This is a genomic window from Klebsiella huaxiensis (genome assembly GCF_003261575.2).
GTDB classification, from domain to species: domain Bacteria; phylum Pseudomonadota; class Gammaproteobacteria; order Enterobacterales; family Enterobacteriaceae; genus Klebsiella; species Klebsiella huaxiensis.
On sequence record NZ_CP036175.1, the window covers coordinates 3,207,098 to 3,226,025 of the forward strand.

Consider the following 18,928-nt stretch of genomic DNA (forward strand, 5'->3'; position numbering starts at 1 on the left):
CCATTATCACAACATCAGGCCACGATGGCGTCCATCGCCTGCAGCACCCGCTTGTCGGAAATCGGGTACGGCGTGCCAAGCTGCTGAGCGAACAGGCTGACGCGTAGCTCCTCGATCATCCAGCGGACTTCCTGCACGTCGTCATCCTGGCGACGGTTAGGCGGCAGCTTATTTAGCCACTGCTGCCATACCTGCTGTACGCTTTCGACCTTCAGCATCTGCACGCGGTCGCGATGCGGGTCGATAGCCATTTTCTCCAGACGTTTTTCAATCGCCTGCAGATAGCGCAGCGTGTCGCCCAGACGACGGAAACCATTGCCGGTAACGAAACCGCGATAAACCAGCCCGCTCATCTGCGATTTGATATCCGACAGCCCCAGCGCCATGGTCATATCCACGCGGCCTTTCAGACGCTTGTTGACGTTAAATACCGCCGTCAGAATCTGCTCGACCTGTTTGGCGATTTCCACCACCGTCTCGTTCAGCTCAGCACGCACTTTTTCATGCAGCGCGGCAAAGCCCTCTTCCGTCCACACCGGCCCCCCCGCTTCATCGATCAGCTTATCGACGCCACAAGAAATACAGTCATCAATCAGATCCAGCACCTTGCCATACGGATTGAAGTAGAGCCCCAGCTTGGCTTTATTCGGTAGCTTCTCGTGCAGATACTTAATCGGCGACGGGATATTCAGCAACAGTAAACGACGCAAACCACGCCACATCGCCTGCTGCTGCTCCAGCGGATTATCAAACAGCTTGATCGCCACGCTGTCGCGTTCGTCCACCAGCGCAGGCCACGCTTTCACTTTGTAGTTACCACGCTTCTGCTCATAACTCTCAGGAAGCCGGCCAAAGCTCCAGATATGCAGCCCGCTCTGCTCGATACCGTCATCAGCGACTGCGGACAGCGTCTCCTGCACTTTGCCCTTCAGCGCATCTTTCAGATCCTGCAGCGAGCGCCCTTCCCGCAGCTTCTTATTTTTATCATCCACCACCCTGAAGGTGATTTTCAGGTGATCGGGCACCTGATCCCACTGCCAGGATTCGCGGTCGATAGTCACGCCGGTCATCCGCCGCAGTTCTCGCTCCAGGGAATCCAGCAGCGGCAGCTCCAGCGGCGTCGCGCGGCCCAAAAATGCTTCCGCGTAATTGGGCGCAGGCACGAAGTTGCGGCGTACCGGCTTCGGCAGTGATTTAATCAGCGCGATAATTAGCTCCCGGCGCAGTCCAGGGATCTGCCATTCAAATCCGGCCTCTTCGACCTGGTTGAGCAGCGGCAGCGGAATATGCACCGTCACGCCGTCGGCGTCGGCACCCGGTTCAAACTGATAGGTGAGACGCAGCTTCAGGTTGCCCTGATGCCAGAAGTTCGGATAGTCCAGCTTGCTGACCTGCTCCGCCCCCTCTTTAATCAGCATGCTCTTCTCAAAGTTGAGCAGATCCGGCGTCTCGCGACTCGCCAGCTTCCACCACTTATCGAAGTGGCGCGCGGAGACAACGTCATGGCTGATGCGCTGGTCGTAGAACTCAAACATCGTTTCGTCATCGACGAGAATGTCGCGGCGGCGCGATTTATGCTCCAGCTCTTCAATTTCGTTACGCAGCTTCAGGTTATCGCGGAAGAAGGCGTGGCGGGTCTGCCAGTCGCCCTCCACCAGCGCGTGACGGATAAACAGCTCGCGACACAGCGCCGGGTCAATCTGGCTGTAATTCACCTTACGCGCGGCAACAATCGGCAAACCGTAAACGGTAACCTTTTCAGTCGCCATCACCGCGCCCTGCGCCCGCTCCCAGTGCGGTTCGCTGTACGAGCGTTTAATCAGATGCTGCGCCACCGGCTCAACCCATTCCGGGTCAATACGCGCGGCAATGCGCCCCCACAGACGGCTGGTTTCCACCAGTTCAGCAACCATCGTCCACTTCGGCGGTTTCTTAAACAGTCCGGAACCGGGGAAGATGGAGAAACGCGCATTACGCGCGCCGGTAAACTCCTGCTTATCGGCGTCTTTCATGCCGATATGCGACAGCAAACCGGTCAGCAGCGCAACGTGAATTTCCCGATACTCAGCGGGTTCGCTATTGACCGGCAGGCCCAGTTCTTTGACCACCTGACGCAGTTGCGTGTAGATATCCTGCCACTCGCGCACGCGCAGGTAGTTGAGGAAATCGACCCGACACTGTCGGCGGAACTGGTTCGACGACAGCGCTTTCTGCTGTTCGCCGAGGTAATTCCACAGGTTGACGAACGCCAGGAAGTCGGACTCTTTGTCGTGGAAACGACGGTGTTTCTCATCGGATGCCTGCTGCTTGTCCATCGGCCGCTCGCGCGGGTCCTGAATGGAGAGCGCTGAGGTAATAATCATCGCCTCGCGCACGCAGCCGTGTTTTTGCGCTTCCAGCACCATCCGCGCCAGACGCGGATCGACCGGTAACTGGCTGAGCTGGCGACCCATTGGCGTCAGCTTATACGCAGTCTGCTGCTCGTCGGTGGTAATCGCCCCCAGCTCTTCCAGCAGGCGTACGCCGTCCTGGATATTGCGTTTATCCGGCGCTTCGACAAACGGAAACGCGGCGATATCGCCCAGCCCGAGCGCGGTCATTTGCAGGATAACGGACGCCAGGTTGGTACGCAGAATTTCCGGGTCGGTAAACTCCGGGCGCGACAGAAAGTCGTCTTCGGAATAGAGACGAATACAGATCCCTTCCGATACGCGACCACAGCGGCCTTTACGCTGGTTAGCCGAAGCCTGTGAGACCGGTTCGATCGGCAAACGCTGCACTTTGGTACGGAAACTGTAGCGGCTGATACGCGCGGTACCCGGGTCGATAACATACTTGATGCCCGGTACGGTCAGCGAGGTTTCTGCGACGTTGGTCGCCAGCACGATCCGCCGCCCGCTATGAGCCTGGAACACACGGTTCTGTTCGCTATTCGACAACCTGGCATACAACGGCAGCACTTCCGTATGACGCAGGTTCAGCTTATTGAGCGCATCGGCGGTATCGCGAATTTCACGCTCGCCGCTCATAAATATCAGAATATCACCGGCACTTTCACGCCCCAGCTCATCAACGGCGTCGAAAATCGCCTGCAGCTGATCGCGCTCGGTGTCGTCGGCGTCTTCAACGATGGGTCGGTAGCGAACTTCCACCGGATAAGTACGCCCGGACACTTCGATAATCGGCGCGTTGTTAAAGTGGCGCGAGAAACGCTCTGGGTCGATGGTCGCCGAAGTGATGATGATTTTCAGATCCGGACGACGCGGCAGCAGCTCGCGCAGGTAGCCGAGCAGGAAGTCGATATTGAGGCTGCGCTCATGTGCTTCATCGATGATGATGGTGTCGTACTGCATCAGCAGCCGATCCTGCTGGATTTCCGCCAGCAGGATACCGTCGGTCATCAGCTTGACCATAGTGTTGTCGCTAACGTGGTCGCTGAAGCGGACTTTATAGCCAATGCAGCCGCCCGGTTCCGTTTGCAGCTCTTCAGCAATACGGTTGGCGACGGTACGCGCCGCCAGACGACGCGGCTGAGTATGGCCGATTAAACCTTTGATTCCACGCCCCAGCTCCATACAGATTTTCGGCAACTGAGTGGTTTTACCGGAACCGGTCTCACCAGCGACGATCACCACCTGATGGTCGCGTACGGCTTCGAGGATCTCTTGTTTTTTCTGGCTAACCGGCAGGTTTTCCGGATAAGTGATATCAGGCCGTGCGGCTTCGCGCAGCAGGACTCTCCCTGCCGCCTGTTCAATCTCTTGCGCCATCTCCTGAAGAATGGCCTGTTGAGCTTCAGGATTTTTAACCTTCTTCACGCCGTGCAGGCGACGGGCGAAGCGCGGTTTATCGCGCAACATCAGGCCATCAAGCCGTTGCAGGAGCTGTGAGAAGGTGATTTTTTGTTGTTCTGTCATAGCGTTATCGGGCAGCGCACTGCCGGGAAAAATCTCTTTTGAAGTATCGCGTTAGAGTACCACATCCGCACATTTTGTGCCTTGTTCAAAAAAACTGAACACAGAGTTCGATTTATTGCGCTTTCTCTGTGGCATGATTGTGAATACAGTGTCAACAAGCACCAGGGCATCAGCCCGTCAATCACATTAAAAGGAAACACCCATGAGCAAGGTATTAGTTCTGAAATCCAGTATTCTGGCAGGGTACTCGCAATCTGGTCAGCTGTCCGACTATTTTGTTGAACAATGGCGTGAAAAACACGCTGAAGACGTTATCACCGTGCGCGACCTGGCCGCAAATCCGATTCCGGTACTGGATGGCGAACTGGTTGGTGCTCTGCGTCCGAGCGATGCGCCGCTGACTCCGCGTCAGCAGGAAGCCCTCGCGCTTTCTGATGAGCTGATCGCTGAACTGCAGGCTAACGATGTGATTGTTATCGCCGCGCCGATGTACAACTTCAACATCCCAACTCAGTTGAAGAACTACTTTGACCTGGTGGCACGCGCTGGCGTGACCTTCCGTTACACCGAGAAAGGTCCGGAAGGTCTGGTCACTGGTAAACGCGCCGTTGTTGTGACCAGCCGCGGCGGCATCCATAAAGATACCCCGACTGACCTGGTAACGCCGTACCTGTCTACCTTCCTGGGCTTTATCGGCATCACCGACGTGAACTTCGTGTTCGCTGAAGGTATTGCTTACGGTCCGGAAGTGGCTTCCAAAGCGCAATCTGACGCAAAAGCCGCCATCGACAGCGTTGTTGCTGCATAAGGCTGAACGCCTCCCGCTTTACGACGGGAGGCGTATTTTACTTTTTCTCGTAGCGTAAATACCCTGCCACGCCGCCGCCACCATCCTTTGGATGATTGATCCCATTGCTCACCTCTACGCAAGGAAAATCGAAAGGCGACACCCCTTCAATGCATGCCACATTCACACCATACTGCTGCGGATTCGAACGCCGCTGATGAAAAGTGTAGATCCCACACACCGAGCAAAAGAAGTGCACGGCTTCGCCAGTATTAAAGCGATACTCCGTGAGCTTCTCTCGTCCACGTAATATATCGATTCCTGCAAGCGGAGCAGAGACCGCCACCGCGCCGCGCATCCGGCAATATGAACAGTTGCAGCGCCGAATGGTGTTGAACCCATCGCTGAGTTCAACGGTAAATGCCACCGCGCCGCAGTGGCACTGAGCGGACAGTTTTTCAGCCATAGCGTCTTCTCTCTTCAGGCATTGGTCGTACAGCCTGTATTGGGGTGAATGTAAAGAATAGCCTGCGAACATACTTAACCATTCACGCCATTAATGCCAGTATCAACATCATCTACGTTGCGGTTTGCCGTTTCCCCGGAGGCGGTGCTGCGCACCTGTCCGGGCTACAAAACCAGCGCAACGCGCCGCCTCCGGGATCCATTCCCAACCAAATTTTTATATCAAACCACTAATGCCATAAACATCGCCCATAGCAATGGCGGAGTGGCAAACAGCAGCAAATAGCGCCAGCTGGCCAACGTATGCTGAAGCAAACGATGCTGAAGATCCGCCTCATTTGTTACATCGTCACTTTCTGTTGCCATTGCCGTAGCCTCTCCAGATGTTCATTCGTTAGCACCACCTGCGGGCGACTTCGGCGCAGAGAGGTAACCGCCTGCTCTACCGTTGCCGAATGGCCGTAGCACAGGAGCCATGCTGCCACCACCATCGCACTGCGCGACAATCCCAACGAGCAGTGAACCAGCACCGAACCCTGCTCCTCGCGCAGCGTTTCCAGCATCGCCACCGCCCGCCGCAGCTCGGCTTCCTCCGGCGGCACCAGATCCAGCATCGGTACGCAATAATAGGCGCGCAATAACGTGGCGCGGCTACGCGGAAATTCGCAGGTCAGATCCAGCACCGCATGTTGTTCAGGCGGGCGACGCGGATAGCTGCCGAGGTAAACGCCTGCAGCGATGGCGCTCACCGGCGGCAGATGTCGAGTGAACCAACGCATCGACAACCACATACCAGCGCGCCACGGGAGCGTCAACCAGTACACAGCTGGCGGCAGTCGCCCCTTTTCATCTTTGCCCATGGTCGCCACGCCAAACCCGCCATAGCCACGTCCGGCAATCAGCAGCGCCACCACCGGCCAGACCAGCACCAATAGTGGCCAAAAAGACCACGGCCCCAGCAGCGCCCCGACGACCATGCAAAAGGCTGCCCCCAGCACGTAATACCGCAGCAGCCTGAAGTGGGCTATATCCGGCTGCTGCCAACGCCAGCGGCCTTGATAAGGCACCATCCAGTCGATCAACATCCCCACAGCAAGCCCGGTCACAATATCGATAAAATGATGCTGCCAGGTAGTTAGTACCGAAACCGCAATCAGTAAAAACCAACCACTACATAGCCTGCGCCAACCGCCGGAAAGGTGACGGTTGAAATGACGCCACAGCAGCCAGCAGAGAATAATATGCAGCGATGGCGACTGGTTATACGGTAAGTCAAACTGCTCAAGCTGGCTGAACAACCAGCCCGCCGCGCCGGAAACCGGCGGGCGCGTAAAGCTAAACTGCAAGGGGAAAAGTGCAAATCCGGCGCAGGCAATAACCGAAGCTAACACCAGGCGGTGCACCAGCCGCCGCTGCTCAAAACGCGTCGCGCAGACAAACAGCGACAGCCCGTAAAACAGATCCAGACTCCAGTAAGGAATAATGCTCCACGGAATAAAGGGGATTGCCAACTCCCAACTAAACACGATGCTGCCAACGTTATGATGCTGAGCATCGCGAAAGGCGGTAAATAGGTTCAGCTTGCCATAGGTGAAGAAGAAAAACGGTGCCAGCAGCAATAGCCAGCCAACCGCCTGCAGCATAACCTTACGACGTTCAGTCATCACGGCGCACCGCCATAGAAACGGTGAAAATCCCCCACTCGTCAATCAGCTGCGTACATTTCTCAAAGCCCGCTTCGCGCACCAGTGCATCCATTTCGCCCTGGGTACGCACCCGCATCACCCACGCTTTGCCATCTTTGTGGCTGGTCAGCGACCAGGCGATAGTTTTTAACTGCGGGTGCCACGGCTGGCCGGTGTAAATCAGCACCCCACCAGGCGGGATAGCCTGCCCAAGACCTTCTAGAGATTCACGCACCGGCGCATTTTCCGGGAACAGTTCGTACAGCCCGGAGACAATACCGAGCGTCGGTTTCGGCTCCAGCGCCGCCAGCTCCGCGCGGTTAAAAGCATCGCCCTGCTCAAAGCGCGCGCGGGCTGACATACCGCGTTCCGCGATCATCTGCTGACCTTTCTCAACGTTCAGCTCGCTGTAATCACGCAGCAAAATTTCACTCACCGTCGTTTCTGCCTCCAACGCATCGAGCACGTAGCGCCCATGTCCGGCGGCGATATCCACCACCCGCACCGGCACCCCTTGTGCTGTGAGCTGTGCAACTGCTTGCTGAATCAACTGCTGGAGATGGACCTTACGCTGACGAATACCGCGCCAGCCAACGCTATTCAGGTAGTTTTTATCGATGTGTCGCCCCAGCCAGCTGCTGCCCTGCGGCTGGTTACGGTAGACGTAATCGAGGGTGCTGCCAGAGTCAAAACCGGTTGTAAAACCCAGACGCACGCCGGCGGATTGAGTCCCCAGCATCTTCATGGCATAGCGTAGCCCTCGGTAAGCTAAATCGTCACAGGAGTAAGGCTCCGGGCCGCCGTTCAATTGCCGCCAGCTATCCGCCCCCGGACTCCAGCGCTCTTCCTGAGAGTAATCGAAAGGCTGCGGCAGCTTCGCGTACAGCACGTCAAGAAACGCGCGTATTTTGTCGAACGCCAGTGCGCGGTCACGCTCGCCCAAGGTATCGTGATAAAAACCGGGCAGCACATGCATTTCTTTCAGCGGGTGACGCAAACGCTGGTAAAAATCACGCTGCGGCTTACGGTGAACCACATAATCCGCACCGGAAACCAGCATCAGCGTCGGTAAGGTGATTGCCGCCGCATCGCTTACCAGCCGCTCCGCCGTGCGGTAGAGATCGAGCAAGATATTGACCGCAATCGCCCGCGCGATTAGCGGATCCTGATTAAAACTCGCCACGCGCTGCGGGTCGTGTGTCAGGTATTTTCCTTTTACATAGGAATTAACAAAAAACAGGCCGCGCAGTTTGTACATTAATCCCAGACCCGCACGCGCAAACGGGACGTAGAGCTTGACCTTAAATGCGGGTGAGGCCAGCACCAGGCCGCGAATATTCGGCGCATAATCATGGGCCCAGGCGGCGGCCAGCACCGCGCCAACGCTTTGCGCGATCACGGTAACGTCCAGCATGTCAGTCTGAGAATTCGCCGCCGCAAAGCGAACAAATTCATCGACATCGCACACCGAGCGCGCCAGCGAGGGACTGAACCCGCGCTCTCCCGGAGAGCGACCATGCCCGCGTGCGTCCCATGCATAAAAATCGGCCTCAGGCATGGCTAACTCATCGACAATATGTTGCAAACGCCCGGAGTGCTCGTGCCCCCGATGGAACAGCACAATCACTTTGCGCGGCGCTCCCGCTGCAAGGGCCGGCCAGTAGCGATAAAACAGCGACGTGTTGTCGCTGGTGACAAAATGGTGTTCTTGCGCAATGCGAGTCTCAACCATGAGATTTTTATCCTTGTACACGCCGTAGCGTTAGTAGCAGAAATAGCGAATAAAGTGGAAAAACACCGGTGCGGTAAAAATCAGTGAATCAAGTCGGTCAAGAATGCCGCCATGGCCCGGCAGCAGCGTGCCGCTATCTTTCACCCCGATATCGCGCTTCACGGCCGACATCACCACATCACCACAAAAACCGGTGACACCTATAATTACCCCCGCCAACAGCGACATCCCCCAGCCGAGCGGCGTCATTAGCGGCCCCAACAGCAGCGCGGCCAGCATCGTGTAGCCGACCCCGCCCAACAACCCAGCCAGCGTCTTATTCGGGCTCACTGTTGGCGTCACCTTGATGCGCCCCAGGGATTTGCCCCACAGATACTGCGCGACATCGTTAAATTCGGTGAGCCCAACAAGGAACAGCACTAGCAGCGCGCCTGTTTGTAGGCCGTCGGCGGGAAGTATTAGCAAAAAAGCAACATGGCTCACGGCAAAAACGGTGGTCATCAATCCCCAGTGCAGCTGAGCCGCACTGTGTAAGAAGCCCTGAGTCTCGCCCACCAGCACCATCCGGGCAGGCAAAAAGAGAAAGGCATAAACCGGAATAAAAATAATGAACAGCCCATACCAGTCGATGCCGATTAGCCCGTAGTTAATGGGGATAGCGATAAACATCCACAGTACGGGCATCCGGTCGGCATCGCGCGCAGGCACCAGCGTCAGAAACTCCTTTAACGCCAGCGCGCTTACCAGCGCAAAGAAAGTTAACGCCAGCCAGCGCGGGCTGATGAGCGCCAGAGAGAAGAGAACGACAATCACCCACCAGGTGCGGATGCGTAACGTTAGCTCGCGCCAGTCTTTATTTGGTTTGCACCAGACCAGCAGGCCGTTAATCAGCGTCGCCAGCAGCAGCACGGCGAAGACCGCGACCAGCGATTTTTCCAGCAGCATCATGGGTGATTCCCCGGTAGCACGCTACGACAGCGGTTGATGATGGTCCAGATCAATAGCAGCGTGACAATCCCCCACGCGACATTGCTCCACGCGATCAACTCCGGCCAGCCGCTCAGCGCCAGTCCCAAGGCTCCGAACACCAACGCGCGATCGCTCTTACCCATGGGGCCCGCATAGCTGCGCACGCCGTTAATCGCCTGTGCCAGAACCCCGGCGAATTCGCTGAAAACGGTGAAAAATAACATCGACAGCACCAGCAGCGGGCAGCTGCCAGGCAATAATATAAAGGGAAGATAGAGCGCGATATCAGATAAGACATCGCCGAACTCATTCAACAGCGCGCCGAGCCGGGTCTTCTGATGACATTCCCGGGCCAGCATGCCGTCCAGCGCATTTAGCGCCATACGGATAAACAGCACGACCGGCAGGAGCCAGAACAGTTCGGGATTGGGGAACAGCAGCAACAGGCCGCCGGTGAGAAATGATAGAACCATCGCGGCCAGGGTAACCTGATTAGCGGTGATCTGTTTCTTCGCCAGGCAGAACATTAGCGGACGCAACAGCGCCTGAAATGCCGGTTTCACGCAGTAGAGGGTCATTATCAATCCTTGATAAGGCAAAGGACCATACTGCATCAGAGCGCTATCTGACCGCCACTGCGCTTACTATCACAACGCCAGTTTCAGAATTAATTCAGGTTCCGGCGCGGATGCTTTTACTGCTGCGACTTCGGCTTCAGGTTTTCATCAAACTCCAGCCGCTTGCGGTCGGGCTCTGCCTCGCTCAGCGGTTGCACCTCAAAAAGTGTGCTCTGACAGCGTTCAACCAGCACCTGGTACTCACGGGTGCCCTGCTTTTTCCACGTCAGCTCCTGCTCGGTTAATGCGCGAATCGCTTTCGCCGGGCTACCGACAATCAAATGGTTGGCGGGCATCTCAGCACGCGCCTTCACAAACGCCGATGCGCCCACAATGCTGTTTTCACCAATGGTCGCGCCGTCAATAATCACCGCGCTCATGCCAACCAGCGCATTACGCCCAATCACACAGCCATGCAGGATCGCGCCGTGGCCGATATGCCCGTTCTCTTCCACTACCGTATCCTGCCCCGGAAAACCGTGCATCACGCAGTTATCCTGAATGTTCGCGCCATCTTTCACCACGATACGACCAAAGTCGCCGCGCAAGCTGGCGTTAGGGCCAACGTAAACCCCTTTGCCGAGGATCACATCGCCAATCAGCACGGCGGTTGGATGTACGTAGCTTTCATTGGGCACAACGGGGATCATTCCGTCCATCTGGTAAATCGGCATGGCTTCTCCTGTTACACCTCGGCTAATCCGCCGAAGCGTTGATAATAAAGCGGCCCCGGTGCGGGCAGCTCGCCCACCGAGCTTTCGCCTTTTTCACTGACCAAAGCCTGGGCGCCGGGTGCAACGCGTTGATAGATATTGATACACAGCTGACGCGCGGTTTGCCCCAGCCAGTGAGCGGGCAGCAGCTCCTCTGGCAGCAGCGGATCTTTTAGCACCACGCGGCGATAGAAATGAATCAGCAGTAAACGAATCTGGAAGCAGCGTTCCGGCGTCAGTTCATCCGGCTCGGCATCGCGTAGCAGCGGCAATAACGGGCGAAACAGGGTGATAAACGCCTCGTACATGGCGTTCTGTTCGGTCAGATGCCAGCACTCTTCCACCCGTTCGCGCAGTGCAGCGCGGGAAAGTGCTAACGGCGAATGGGCTTCAAAGCAGATAACGTTTTCCGCCACGCCCGCTTCATGCAGCAAGGACTGTACGTCCGCCAGCTTTTGCGACGGCGAGGCCAGCAGGCTCGGTGCCAGTGCGCCAAACCCCTGCCACAGCAGCTGTTTTTTGACCTCAGCGAGGGTGTTTTTTTCTAATCCTTCTGAGAGTAACAGCAGCCAGGTGCCGTCCCATTCCGGGGCGCTGGCGCGATAAATTTTGCTTTCGGCACGGCGAGTCAGGCGTAAACCTTTGTCGCTCAGCCGGTAGAAGCTGCGGCGGCCAATGCGCACCACGTCCAGCCACTCTTCTTTGTTGAGACGAAACAGCGCGGTGCGCACAAAGCGTTCGCCAAAGCCGAGTCCTTCAAGTAATGCCGCGACGCTGCCGAGCCAAACCTCACCACCGCGCTGGGATAAGCAGTCGCCGTATAACGAGGCGATAAGCGAGGTGCCGCTCACCGGCATCGCGGTTACCGCCTGCTGAATAAAGCTATCGAGTTTGTCCATATGATTCATTCTGTTGTTATTTTTGTCCTTTTTGAATCATAGCACAGGAAATCCCCGGCTTGCGGCGTAAACGCCTTACCGGGACTACAAGACTGTAGCCCCGGTAAGCGCAGCGCGACCGGGGGACAAGATCAACCGTTAGCGGCAGCTTTACGCAGATCAAACACCCGGCACGCCTTGCCTTCGGAGCGCGGAATACTGCCACAGTTCACGATGCTAACATCGGTGGAAATCCCCACCATCGACTTAATGCGATGGCGCAGATGGTGGCAAATCTGACAGCGCTGCTCATGGTCCAGCGCCAGACCGCTCTCTTTTAGCTCCACGCGCACGGAAAGTGAATCAAGATGCCCACGACGATCCACTTCCAACTGGTAATGCGGCGCCAGATGTTCAATCTTAAGGATCTCTTCTTCCAGTTGCGACGGGAAGACATTGACGCCGCGAATAATCAGCATGTCATCGCTGCGCCCGCTGATGCGATCCATCCGGCGCATGGTGCGGGCGGTGCCTGGCAGCAGGCGCGTCAGGTCGCGGGTGCGGTAGCGGATCACCGGCAGCGCTTCTTTGGTCAGGGTGGTGAACAGCAATTCGCCATGCTCGCCGTCGGCCAGCGGCGTGCCGTCATCCGGGTTGACCACTTCCGGGAAGAAATGGTCTTCCCAGATAGTCGGCCCATCTCCAGTTTCAATACATTCCATCGCCACGCCCGGCCCCATCACTTCGGACAGGCCGTAAATATCCAGCGCGGTAATCCCCAGACGACGCTCGATTTCGGCGCGCATTCCCGCCGTCCACGGTTCCGCGCCAAAGACGCCGGTACGCAGCGAGCAGCCGCGGGCGTCGCCACCCATCTGGCGCTCCAGCTCTTCAATCAGGTTCAGACAATAGGACGGCGTCACCATGATCATATCCGGTTTAAAATCACGGATAAGCTGAGCCTGCTTTTCCGTTTGCCCGCCGGACATCGGAATGACCGTCGCCCCTAAACGCTCCGCGCCATAATGCGCGCCCAGGCCGCCGGTAAACAGGCCGTAGCCGTAGGCGACGTGGATTTTATCTTTCGCCGTGCCGCCAGCGGCACGCAGGGAGCGCGCGACGATATTGGCCCAAGTGTCGATATCGTTTTGCGTATAGCCGACGACGGTCGGTTTGCCGGTAGTACCGGACGACGCATGAATACGCACCACCTGCTCCATCGGCACCGCGAAGGTGTCGAACGGATAGTTGTCACGCAGGTCCTGCTTGGTGGTGCAGGGGAACTTGCTCAGATCGCTCAGTTCATGAAAATCATCCGGATGAACGCCCGCCGCGTCGAATTTGCGGCGATACATCGGCACATTGTCGTACGCATGCTTGAGGGTCCACTTCAGACGCTGGGTTTGCAGGGCCTGTAATTCGTCACGCGATGCGGTTTCAATCGGGTCTAATTTTGTAGTAGTTATCATTTTAGGGTACTCGCAGGTCAATTAGCTCACACTCGCTCAAGGATCATGGCAATGCCCTGACCCACGCCAATACACATCGTACACAGCGCATAGCGTCCATTGCGTCGTTCCAGTTCCAGAGTTGCTGCCAGCGCTAACCGCACGCCGCTCATTCCCAACGGGTGGCCTAAGGCGATGGCGCCACCGTTGGGATTCACGTGTTCAGCGTCATCCGCCAGACCGAGCTGACGCATCACGCCCAGCGCCTGAGCAGCAAACGCTTCGTTCAGCTCAATCACATCCATATCGTTAATATTCAGCCCGGCACGCTCCAGCACTTTACGTACTGCCGGCACCGGCCCCAGCCCCATAAACTTCGGCTCCACGCCCGCCGTCGCCATGGCGACGATGCGCGCACGTGGCGTCAGCCCCTGCGCCTTTGCCTGTTCTGCGCTGGCAATAATCATCGCCGCTGCACCGTCGTTCACGCCTGAGGCGTTTCCGGCGGTGATCACGCCGCCTTTGCGGAACGGGGTTTTCAGTTGAGAAAGCTGTTCGAGAGTGGTTTCTGCCCGCGGATGTTCATCGTCGCGCACAGCGTTAACCGCGCCCTTCTTGCCGATAATCTGCACCGGCACAATTTCCTGCGCCAGAATACCGTCGCGCTGAGCTTTGGCGGTACGCTGCTGGCTGCGATAAGCAAAGGCGTCCTGGTCTTTACGGCTGATATTTAACAATTCAGCTACATTCTCCGCCGTTTCCGGCATGCTGTCAGTTCCAAATTGTTGCTGCATGAGCGGGTTCACAAAACGCCAGCCGATGGTGGTATCGAACATCTCTGCCTGACGCTGGAATGGCGAGGTGGCTTTGCCCATCACAAACGGCGCACGGGACATGGATTCTACGCCACCGGCAATCAGCAGATCCGCATCACTGGCTTTAATCGCCCGGGCCGCAAAGCCAATCGCATCCAGCCCGGAGCCGCACAAGCGGTTGATGGTGGTGCCCGGCACAGCGTGCGGATAACCCGCCAGCAGCGTCGCCATATGCGCCACGTTGCGGTTATCTTCCCCGGCCTGGTTGGCGCAGCCGAAAATCACATCGTCGATGGCGCTGGCGTCAAGCGCGGGATTACGGCTGAGTAATTCCCGCAGCGGGATGGCCGCCAGATCGTCAGCACGCACACCGGCCAGCGCACCGCCGTAGCGACCAATCGGGGTACGAATGCCGTCACAAATAAACGCGTCACGCATTAGACTTCTCCTGTGATAGTGCCGCCGATGCGGTGCGATTTGCCGCGAAACAGGGCCACGATTTTTTGCTGCTGGTTGATAATTTCAATGTCATAGACGCCGGTCAGCCTGGCCTGCTGCTTCACCCGCGCGGTGGCGGTCAGCAGCTCACCAACAAAGGCTGGACGCAGGAAATCGATACTGGCGGCAGAAGCCACCGCCGCCAGCCCCTGGCTGTTGCAGGCGTAGGCGAATGCGGTATCGGCGAGCGAAAACAGCTGTCCGCCGTGGCAGGTTTGATGGCCGTTCAACATATTCGGTGACACCGCCATGGTCATCTGCGCGTAACCCTCATCCATTTCGACAATCTTGATCCCCAGCGTTTTAGCGCAGGTATCGTTCTCGTACATGGCGCGGGCGTTGCGCCAGGCTTCATTACTCATGACACATCTCCAGTAGCGCTTTTTCGCGCAGCAGCGTGCTCGGGCGATAGCGTTCTTCGCCGTAGTGCTGTTGCAGGTTTTCAAGCAGGCGCAGGACGCGCCCCCAGCCCAGCGTTTCACCCCAGGCAATCGGGCCATGCGGGTAGTTGACACCCAGCCGCATAGCAGTATCGATATCCTCGGCGCTGGCGACGCCTTTTTGCACCGCGTCCAGCGCTTCGTTCGCCAGCATCGCCACCGTGCGCCACACCAGCAGGCCCGGATAATCGGCAATGCGCAGCACTTTTTTGCCCTGCTGCTGGAAGAAATAAACCGCTTTGTCGGTGGCGGATTGCGGATTGGTGGCGGCACTTGCCAGCACCACCGTGTCGTTCGCCGCGTAGTCGTACACCACCACCGGGCGGTTGTGCTGCACGCTTAAGGCCAGCGCGGTTTCGCCAGTGGTTTCCAGCAGCAGCACTTCGTCCAATTCGGTGACAACGTCACGCTTAATATTCTTTGCGGCACATTGCGCTGATAGCGCAGCCAGCGCCAGTTCCGGTTGTACTTCAACAGGCCAGCGATAGAGACCGTGACCGCTCTTCTTGCCCAGACGCCCGGCGATGGCCAGCTCCTGTTGCAGCAGCGACGGCAGAAAACGACGGTCCTGCCAGAAGGCGTTAAATACCGAACAGGTCACCGCAAAATTGACGTCCTGACCGATTAAATCGGTCAGCGCCAACGGCCCCATCGGGAAACCACCGCCGTCGCGCAATGCGGCGTCAATCACTTCAGGCGTTGCCACCTGCTCTTCCAGCGCCCGCCAGGCTTCGGCGTAATAAGGACGCGCCACGCGATTGACAATAAAGCCCGGCGTTGAACGGCAGCGCACCGGCTGTTTGCCCCAGGCGCTTACGCACTGGCACAGTTGCTCAACCACTTCGGCTGAGGTGGCAAGGCCGCTCACCACTTCGACCAGCTTCATCACCGGCGCGGGGTTAAAGAAATGCAGTCCGGCTACGCGCTCGGGATGCTTGATTCCGGCGGCAATGGCGGTGATCGATATCGACGAGGTGTTGCTGGTCAACAGCGTCGACGGGGAGCAAATCTCCGCCAGCTGGCTGAACAGTGCCTGTTTGATCTCCAGGCGCTCGGACGCGGCTTCAATCACCAGCTGTGCGTCAGCAAGTTGATTCAGTTCAGTTGCCGGAGTAATACGCGCCAGCAGAGCCTGCGCCTGCTCAGCGCTAATTTTTCCGCGACTAACGCGGGAATCCAGGCGCTGGGCGATGCCGTCGATGGCGCGAGTAATCGCGTCAGCGGAAATGTCATACAGCAGCACCGAATGCCCGGCGCTGGCGGCGACTTCAACAATGCCTGCGCCCATGGTGCCGCCGCCAATCACGGCGACGGTGTGGAGTGTTTGCGTCATTATCTATTTCCCGCTGAACTGAGGGGGACGTTTGCCGAGGAAGGCGCTGACGCCCTCGCGGTAGTCGTCGCTACGGCCGGCAAGGCGCTGGAAATCGCCCTCGACGTCAAGCTGGTCATCCAGGGAGTTGGTTTCTGCCAACTGCAACGCTTTCTTGATGAGCCCTAAGCCGTAGGTGGGCTGGGAAGCCAGATGCCGCGCCAGCGTCAGGCTGGTATCTTTCAGTTCAGCATCGTCAACCAACTGCCAGATCATGCCCCACTGTGCGGCCTGTTCGGCGCTTAAGCTGTCGCCCAGCAGCATCAGCCCCATGGCGCGGGCACGGGTGGTGACACGCGGCAACACCCAGCTACCGCCGCAGTCTGGCACCAGACCGAGCTTGCTGAAAGCCATCACAAATTTGGCGGAGCGCGCCGCCAGCACGATATCGCAGCCCAGCGCCAGCGTGGCGCCGGCACCTGCCGCCACGCCGTTGACCGCGCAAATCACCGGCTTGGGCAGCGCAGCTAAGCGACGCACCAGCGGGTTATAAAAACGCTCCACCGACAGGCCTAAATCCGGCGCGGGGCCGCTCGGGTCAACGTTGCGATCGTTCAGATCTTGTCCGGCGCAAAAACCTCGCCCTGCACCGGTGATCAGCAGGCAGCGAATGGTGTCGTCGCGTTCAGCCTGTTTCAGGCACTCGGAGAGCTGCTGGTGCATGGCGTCGTTAAAGCTGTTGAGCCTGTCCGGGCGGTTCAGGGTGATGGTCATCACGCCCTGGTCGATATCGCTAAGAATGAATGCGTCCACGGTTAACGTCCTTTGAAAGCTGGGGTGCGTTTTTCTAAAAAGGCAGCAATGCCTTCGCGACGGTCTTCGGTGGCGCTGAGCAGCGTAAACAGCTGACGCTCCTGCGTTAGCCCAGCCTGCAAGCTCACTTCCTGCGCCAGACGCAGCGACTGTTTGGCGGCACGCAGCGCCAGCGGTGAGTGACGGGCAATGGTCGCCGCCAGTTTCAGCGCGTATTCGTCAGAGAGGTTGGCCGGATGGATATCGCTAACCAGCCCGGCCTGCTGCGCGCGTTCGGCATCAATGCTTTCGCCGCTCAGCACCATGCGGCTGGCCAGTGCTTTCCCGACGCTGCGAATCAAGCGCTGAGTCCCACCTGCCCCTGGCATGGTGCCAAGGGTGATTTCCGGCAGACCAAAGCGAGCGTTATCCCCGGCAATCACCAGGTCGCACAGCAGCGCCAGCTCGCAGCCCGCGCCCAGCGCGTAGCCGTTGACTACCGCAATCAGCGGCTTATTGAAGACATCGATACGCGCCCATAAGCGCGGGCGAATATCGTCGAAGGTGGCGGGCAGGTCTTTTTCCGCCATTTCGTTAAGATCGGCACCGGCAGCAAAGTAGCGCGGGTTGCCGCTTATCACACAGACGCTCACGCTTGAGTCCCCCGCCGCACTTTCCAGCGCTTCGGCAAGCTGGGTCAACAGCGCGTTATTCAGCGCATTACGCGCCTGCGGACGGTTCAGCGTCAGCTGTAAAACACGGTCGTGACGGGTTATCAGCAGTTCGTTCATGCCATCCCCCGCGCGTCAAAGTCGACCACCACATCGCCGCTGGTTGGCAGCGCCTGACAGCTCAGCACATAGCCCGCCGCCAGTTCATCGGCTTCGAGGCTGTAGTTCGCCGCCATCGCCACTTCGCCGCGTACCACTTTGCATTTACAGGTGGCGCAGACGCCGCCTTTGCAGGCAAACGGCAGGTCGGCACCCTGTCGCAGCGCGGCATCAAGAATGCTGTCGTCTTGCGCACTCAGGGCAATGGTTCTTTCGCGACCGTCCTGGCGAATCGTCACCGTACGTCCTTCGGCCTGTACGCCGGTGGCGCGCTTGACGCTGGTTCCCGGCGTATTGAAACGCTCGAGGTGAATGGCTTTTTCCGGCATCCCCAGCGCACGCAGCGTGGTTTCTGCGTCATCCATCATCGCCGACGGGCCGCAAATAAAGGCGTCGTCAAAGCGGCTGAAATCGAGCAGATGTTCAGACAGCGCACGCAGTTTGTCGCCGTCGATGCGGCCCTGTAGCAGATCGCTGTCCATCGACTCCTGACTGAACAGATGAATCACCTGTAAACGCTGAGGATAGCGGTCTTTCAGGTCAGCCAGCGCCTGGCGGAACATCATGCTGTGGCTGCTGCGGTTGCCATAAATCAGGGTGAAGCGGCTATCAGATTCAATCGTCAGCGTGGCTTCGATTATCGCCATCATCGGCGTGATGCCAGATCCGGCGGCAATCGCCAGATAGTTAGCGTTACGTCCAGCCTGTGGCAGGTAGCCAAAGTGGCCCTGCGGCACCATCACCTCAAATGCCATACCCTGCTGGATATCGCTCTGGGCAAAGCGCGAGAAACGCCCGCCGTCGATGGCTTTCACCGCCACGCTAATCTCAGCAGGCGAGCGGCTGCGGCAGATGGAGTAGCAGCGCCTAAGTTCTTCGCCACCAATGCGTGTTTTCAGCGTCAGATGCTGGCCCGGACGAAAGGCGTATTCATGACGCAGCGCGTCGGGAATGGCAAAGGTGATGGTCACCGCATCGCGGGTTTCCGGCTCAACGTTTGCCACGGTAAGCGAATGAAATGTTGTCATCG

17 protein-coding genes are annotated in these 18,928 nt (G+C 57.9%); 1 reads left to right on the forward strand and 16 read right to left on the reverse strand.

Features of this window, described 5'->3' with window-relative positions:
- Positions 1 to 14: 14 nt before the first annotated feature.
- On the reverse strand, positions 15 to 3,860 hold the full coding sequence (gene hrpA, locus DA718_RS15480; RefSeq protein WP_267285572.1) for an ATP-dependent RNA helicase HrpA: 3,846 nt from the start codon (positions 3,858 to 3,860) through the stop codon (positions 15 to 17).
- Positions 3,861 to 4,119: 259 nt separating this feature from the next.
- Here hrpA and azoR point away from each other — a divergent pair, with 259 nt between their 5' ends.
- A complete protein-coding gene (azoR, locus tag DA718_RS15485) occupies positions 4,120 to 4,725 on the forward strand; it encodes an FMN-dependent NADH-azoreductase (RefSeq protein WP_110274817.1) in 606 nt (201 codons plus the stop codon).
- A gap of 37 nt (positions 4,726 to 4,762) precedes the next feature.
- Here azoR and DA718_RS15490 read toward each other — a convergent pair whose 3' ends face one another.
- The 15 genes from DA718_RS15490 to paaE form a co-directional block, all read right to left on the reverse strand.
- Positions 4,763 to 5,170: a GFA family protein gene (locus DA718_RS15490; protein WP_112215740.1), complete on the reverse strand. Its 408-nt coding sequence runs from the start codon at positions 5,168 to 5,170 to the stop codon at positions 4,763 to 4,765.
- 221 nt (positions 5,171 to 5,391) lie between these two features.
- The gene (locus DA718_RS30425; RefSeq protein WP_167492773.1) at positions 5,392 to 5,535 is read right to left on the reverse strand and encodes a hypothetical protein; all 144 of its coding nucleotides are present in this window, start codon (positions 5,533 to 5,535) and stop codon (positions 5,392 to 5,394) included.
- Positions 5,511 to 6,836 (reverse strand): phosphatase PAP2/dual specificity phosphatase family protein, encoded by a 1,326-nt coding sequence (locus DA718_RS15495; protein WP_167492774.1) that lies wholly within the window; start codon positions 6,834 to 6,836, stop codon positions 5,511 to 5,513. Before DA718_RS15495 ends, DA718_RS30425 begins: the two co-directional genes overlap by 25 nt.
- Positions 6,826 to 8,586: a bifunctional alpha/beta hydrolase/class I SAM-dependent methyltransferase gene (locus DA718_RS15500; RefSeq protein ID WP_112215739.1), complete on the reverse strand. Its 1,761-nt coding sequence runs from the start codon at positions 8,584 to 8,586 to the stop codon at positions 6,826 to 6,828. The genes DA718_RS15495 and DA718_RS15500 overlap by 11 nt, the downstream gene beginning before the upstream one ends.
- Positions 8,587 to 8,616: 30 nt before the next feature.
- Entirely contained in the window at positions 8,617 to 9,534 is a 918-nt protein-coding gene (locus DA718_RS15505) for a phosphatidate cytidylyltransferase (RefSeq protein ID WP_112215738.1), read from the reverse strand.
- A complete protein-coding gene (locus tag DA718_RS15510; RefSeq protein ID WP_112215737.1) occupies positions 9,531 to 10,133 on the reverse strand; it encodes a CDP-alcohol phosphatidyltransferase family protein in 603 nt (200 codons plus the stop codon). Before DA718_RS15510 ends, DA718_RS15505 begins: the two co-directional genes overlap by 4 nt.
- A gap of 116 nt (positions 10,134 to 10,249) precedes the next feature.
- Positions 10,250 to 10,846, reverse strand: a complete 597-nt coding sequence (gene paaY, locus DA718_RS15515; protein ID WP_112215736.1) for a phenylacetic acid degradation protein PaaY — start codon at positions 10,844 to 10,846, stop codon at positions 10,250 to 10,252.
- A gap of 11 nt (positions 10,847 to 10,857) precedes the next feature.
- Positions 10,858 to 11,784, reverse strand: a complete 927-nt coding sequence (paaX, locus tag DA718_RS15520) for a phenylacetic acid degradation operon negative regulatory protein PaaX (protein WP_167492775.1) — start codon at positions 11,782 to 11,784, stop codon at positions 10,858 to 10,860.
- 131 nt (positions 11,785 to 11,915) lie between these two features.
- The gene (paaK, locus tag DA718_RS15525) at positions 11,916 to 13,232 is read right to left on the reverse strand and encodes a phenylacetate--CoA ligase PaaK (protein ID WP_112215734.1); all 1,317 of its coding nucleotides are present in this window, start codon (positions 13,230 to 13,232) and stop codon (positions 11,916 to 11,918) included.
- A 26-nt stretch (positions 13,233 to 13,258) separates the two neighbouring features.
- Positions 13,259 to 14,464 (reverse strand): 3-oxoadipyl-CoA thiolase, encoded by a 1,206-nt coding sequence (gene pcaF / locus DA718_RS15530; protein WP_112215733.1) that lies wholly within the window; start codon positions 14,462 to 14,464, stop codon positions 13,259 to 13,261.
- Positions 14,464 to 14,886, reverse strand: a complete 423-nt coding sequence (gene paaI / locus DA718_RS15535; protein WP_112215732.1) for a hydroxyphenylacetyl-CoA thioesterase PaaI — start codon at positions 14,884 to 14,886, stop codon at positions 14,464 to 14,466. The genes pcaF and paaI overlap by 1 nt, the downstream gene beginning before the upstream one ends.
- Positions 14,879 to 16,300, reverse strand: a complete 1,422-nt coding sequence (gene paaH / locus DA718_RS15540) for a 3-hydroxyacyl-CoA dehydrogenase PaaH (RefSeq protein WP_167492877.1) — start codon at positions 16,298 to 16,300, stop codon at positions 14,879 to 14,881. The genes paaI and paaH overlap by 8 nt, the downstream gene beginning before the upstream one ends.
- Positions 16,301 to 17,089 carry a 2-(1,2-epoxy-1,2-dihydrophenyl)acetyl-CoA isomerase PaaG gene (paaG, locus tag DA718_RS15545; RefSeq protein ID WP_112215730.1) on the reverse strand — a complete coding sequence of 263 codons (789 nt, stop codon included), beginning with the start codon at positions 17,087 to 17,089 and terminating at the stop codon, positions 16,301 to 16,303.
- 2 nt (positions 17,090 to 17,091) lie between these two features.
- Positions 17,092 to 17,859: a 2,3-dehydroadipyl-CoA hydratase PaaF gene (paaF, locus tag DA718_RS15550; protein ID WP_112215729.1), complete on the reverse strand. Its 768-nt coding sequence runs from the start codon at positions 17,857 to 17,859 to the stop codon at positions 17,092 to 17,094.
- Positions 17,856 to 18,926 (reverse strand): 1,2-phenylacetyl-CoA epoxidase subunit PaaE, encoded by a 1,071-nt coding sequence (gene paaE / locus DA718_RS15555; protein WP_112215728.1) that lies wholly within the window; start codon positions 18,924 to 18,926, stop codon positions 17,856 to 17,858. Before paaE ends, paaF begins: the two co-directional genes overlap by 4 nt.
- Positions 18,927 to 18,928 lie beyond the last annotated feature (2 nt).

Bases quoted from the DNA above. Each gene is read 5' to 3' on its own strand.
- paaK (WP_112215734.1), bottom strand. From the start codon at position 13,232: ATGATAACTACTACAAAATTAGACCCGATTGAAACCGCATCGCGTGAC.
- DA718_RS15500 (WP_112215739.1), bottom strand. From the start codon at position 8,586: ATGGTTGAGACTCGCATTGCGCAAGAACACCATTTTGTCACCAGCGAC.
- DA718_RS30425 (WP_167492773.1), bottom strand. From the start codon at position 5,535: ATGGCAACAGAAAGTGACGATGTAACAAATGAGGCGGATCTTCAGCAT.
- DA718_RS15510 (WP_112215737.1), bottom strand. From the start codon at position 10,133: ATGACCCTCTACTGCGTGAAACCGGCATTTCAGGCGCTGTTGCGTCCG.
- paaX (WP_167492775.1), bottom strand. From the start codon at position 11,784: ATGGACAAACTCGATAGCTTTATTCAGCAGGCGGTAACCGCGATGCCG.
- azoR (WP_110274817.1), top strand. From the start codon at position 4,120: ATGAGCAAGGTATTAGTTCTGAAATCCAGTATTCTGGCAGGGTACTCG.
- paaF (WP_112215729.1), bottom strand. From the start codon at position 17,859: ATGAACGAACTGCTGATAACCCGTCACGACCGTGTTTTACAGCTGACG.
- hrpA (WP_267285572.1), bottom strand. From the start codon at position 3,860: ATGTTGCGCGATAAACCGCGCTTCGCCCGTCGCCTGCACGGCGTGAAG.
- DA718_RS15490 (WP_112215740.1), bottom strand. From the start codon at position 5,170: ATGGCTGAAAAACTGTCCGCTCAGTGCCACTGCGGCGCGGTGGCATTT.
- pcaF (WP_112215733.1), bottom strand. From the start codon at position 14,464: ATGCGTGACGCGTTTATTTGTGACGGCATTCGTACCCCGATTGGTCGC.
- paaY (WP_112215736.1), bottom strand. From the start codon at position 10,846: ATGCCGATTTACCAGATGGACGGAATGATCCCCGTTGTGCCCAATGAA.
- paaI (WP_112215732.1), bottom strand. From the start codon at position 14,886: ATGAGTAATGAAGCCTGGCGCAACGCCCGCGCCATGTACGAGAACGAT.
- DA718_RS15505 (WP_112215738.1), bottom strand. From the start codon at position 9,534: ATGATGCTGCTGGAAAAATCGCTGGTCGCGGTCTTCGCCGTGCTGCTG.
- paaE (WP_112215728.1), bottom strand. From the start codon at position 18,926: ATGACAACATTTCATTCGCTTACCGTGGCAAACGTTGAGCCGGAAACC.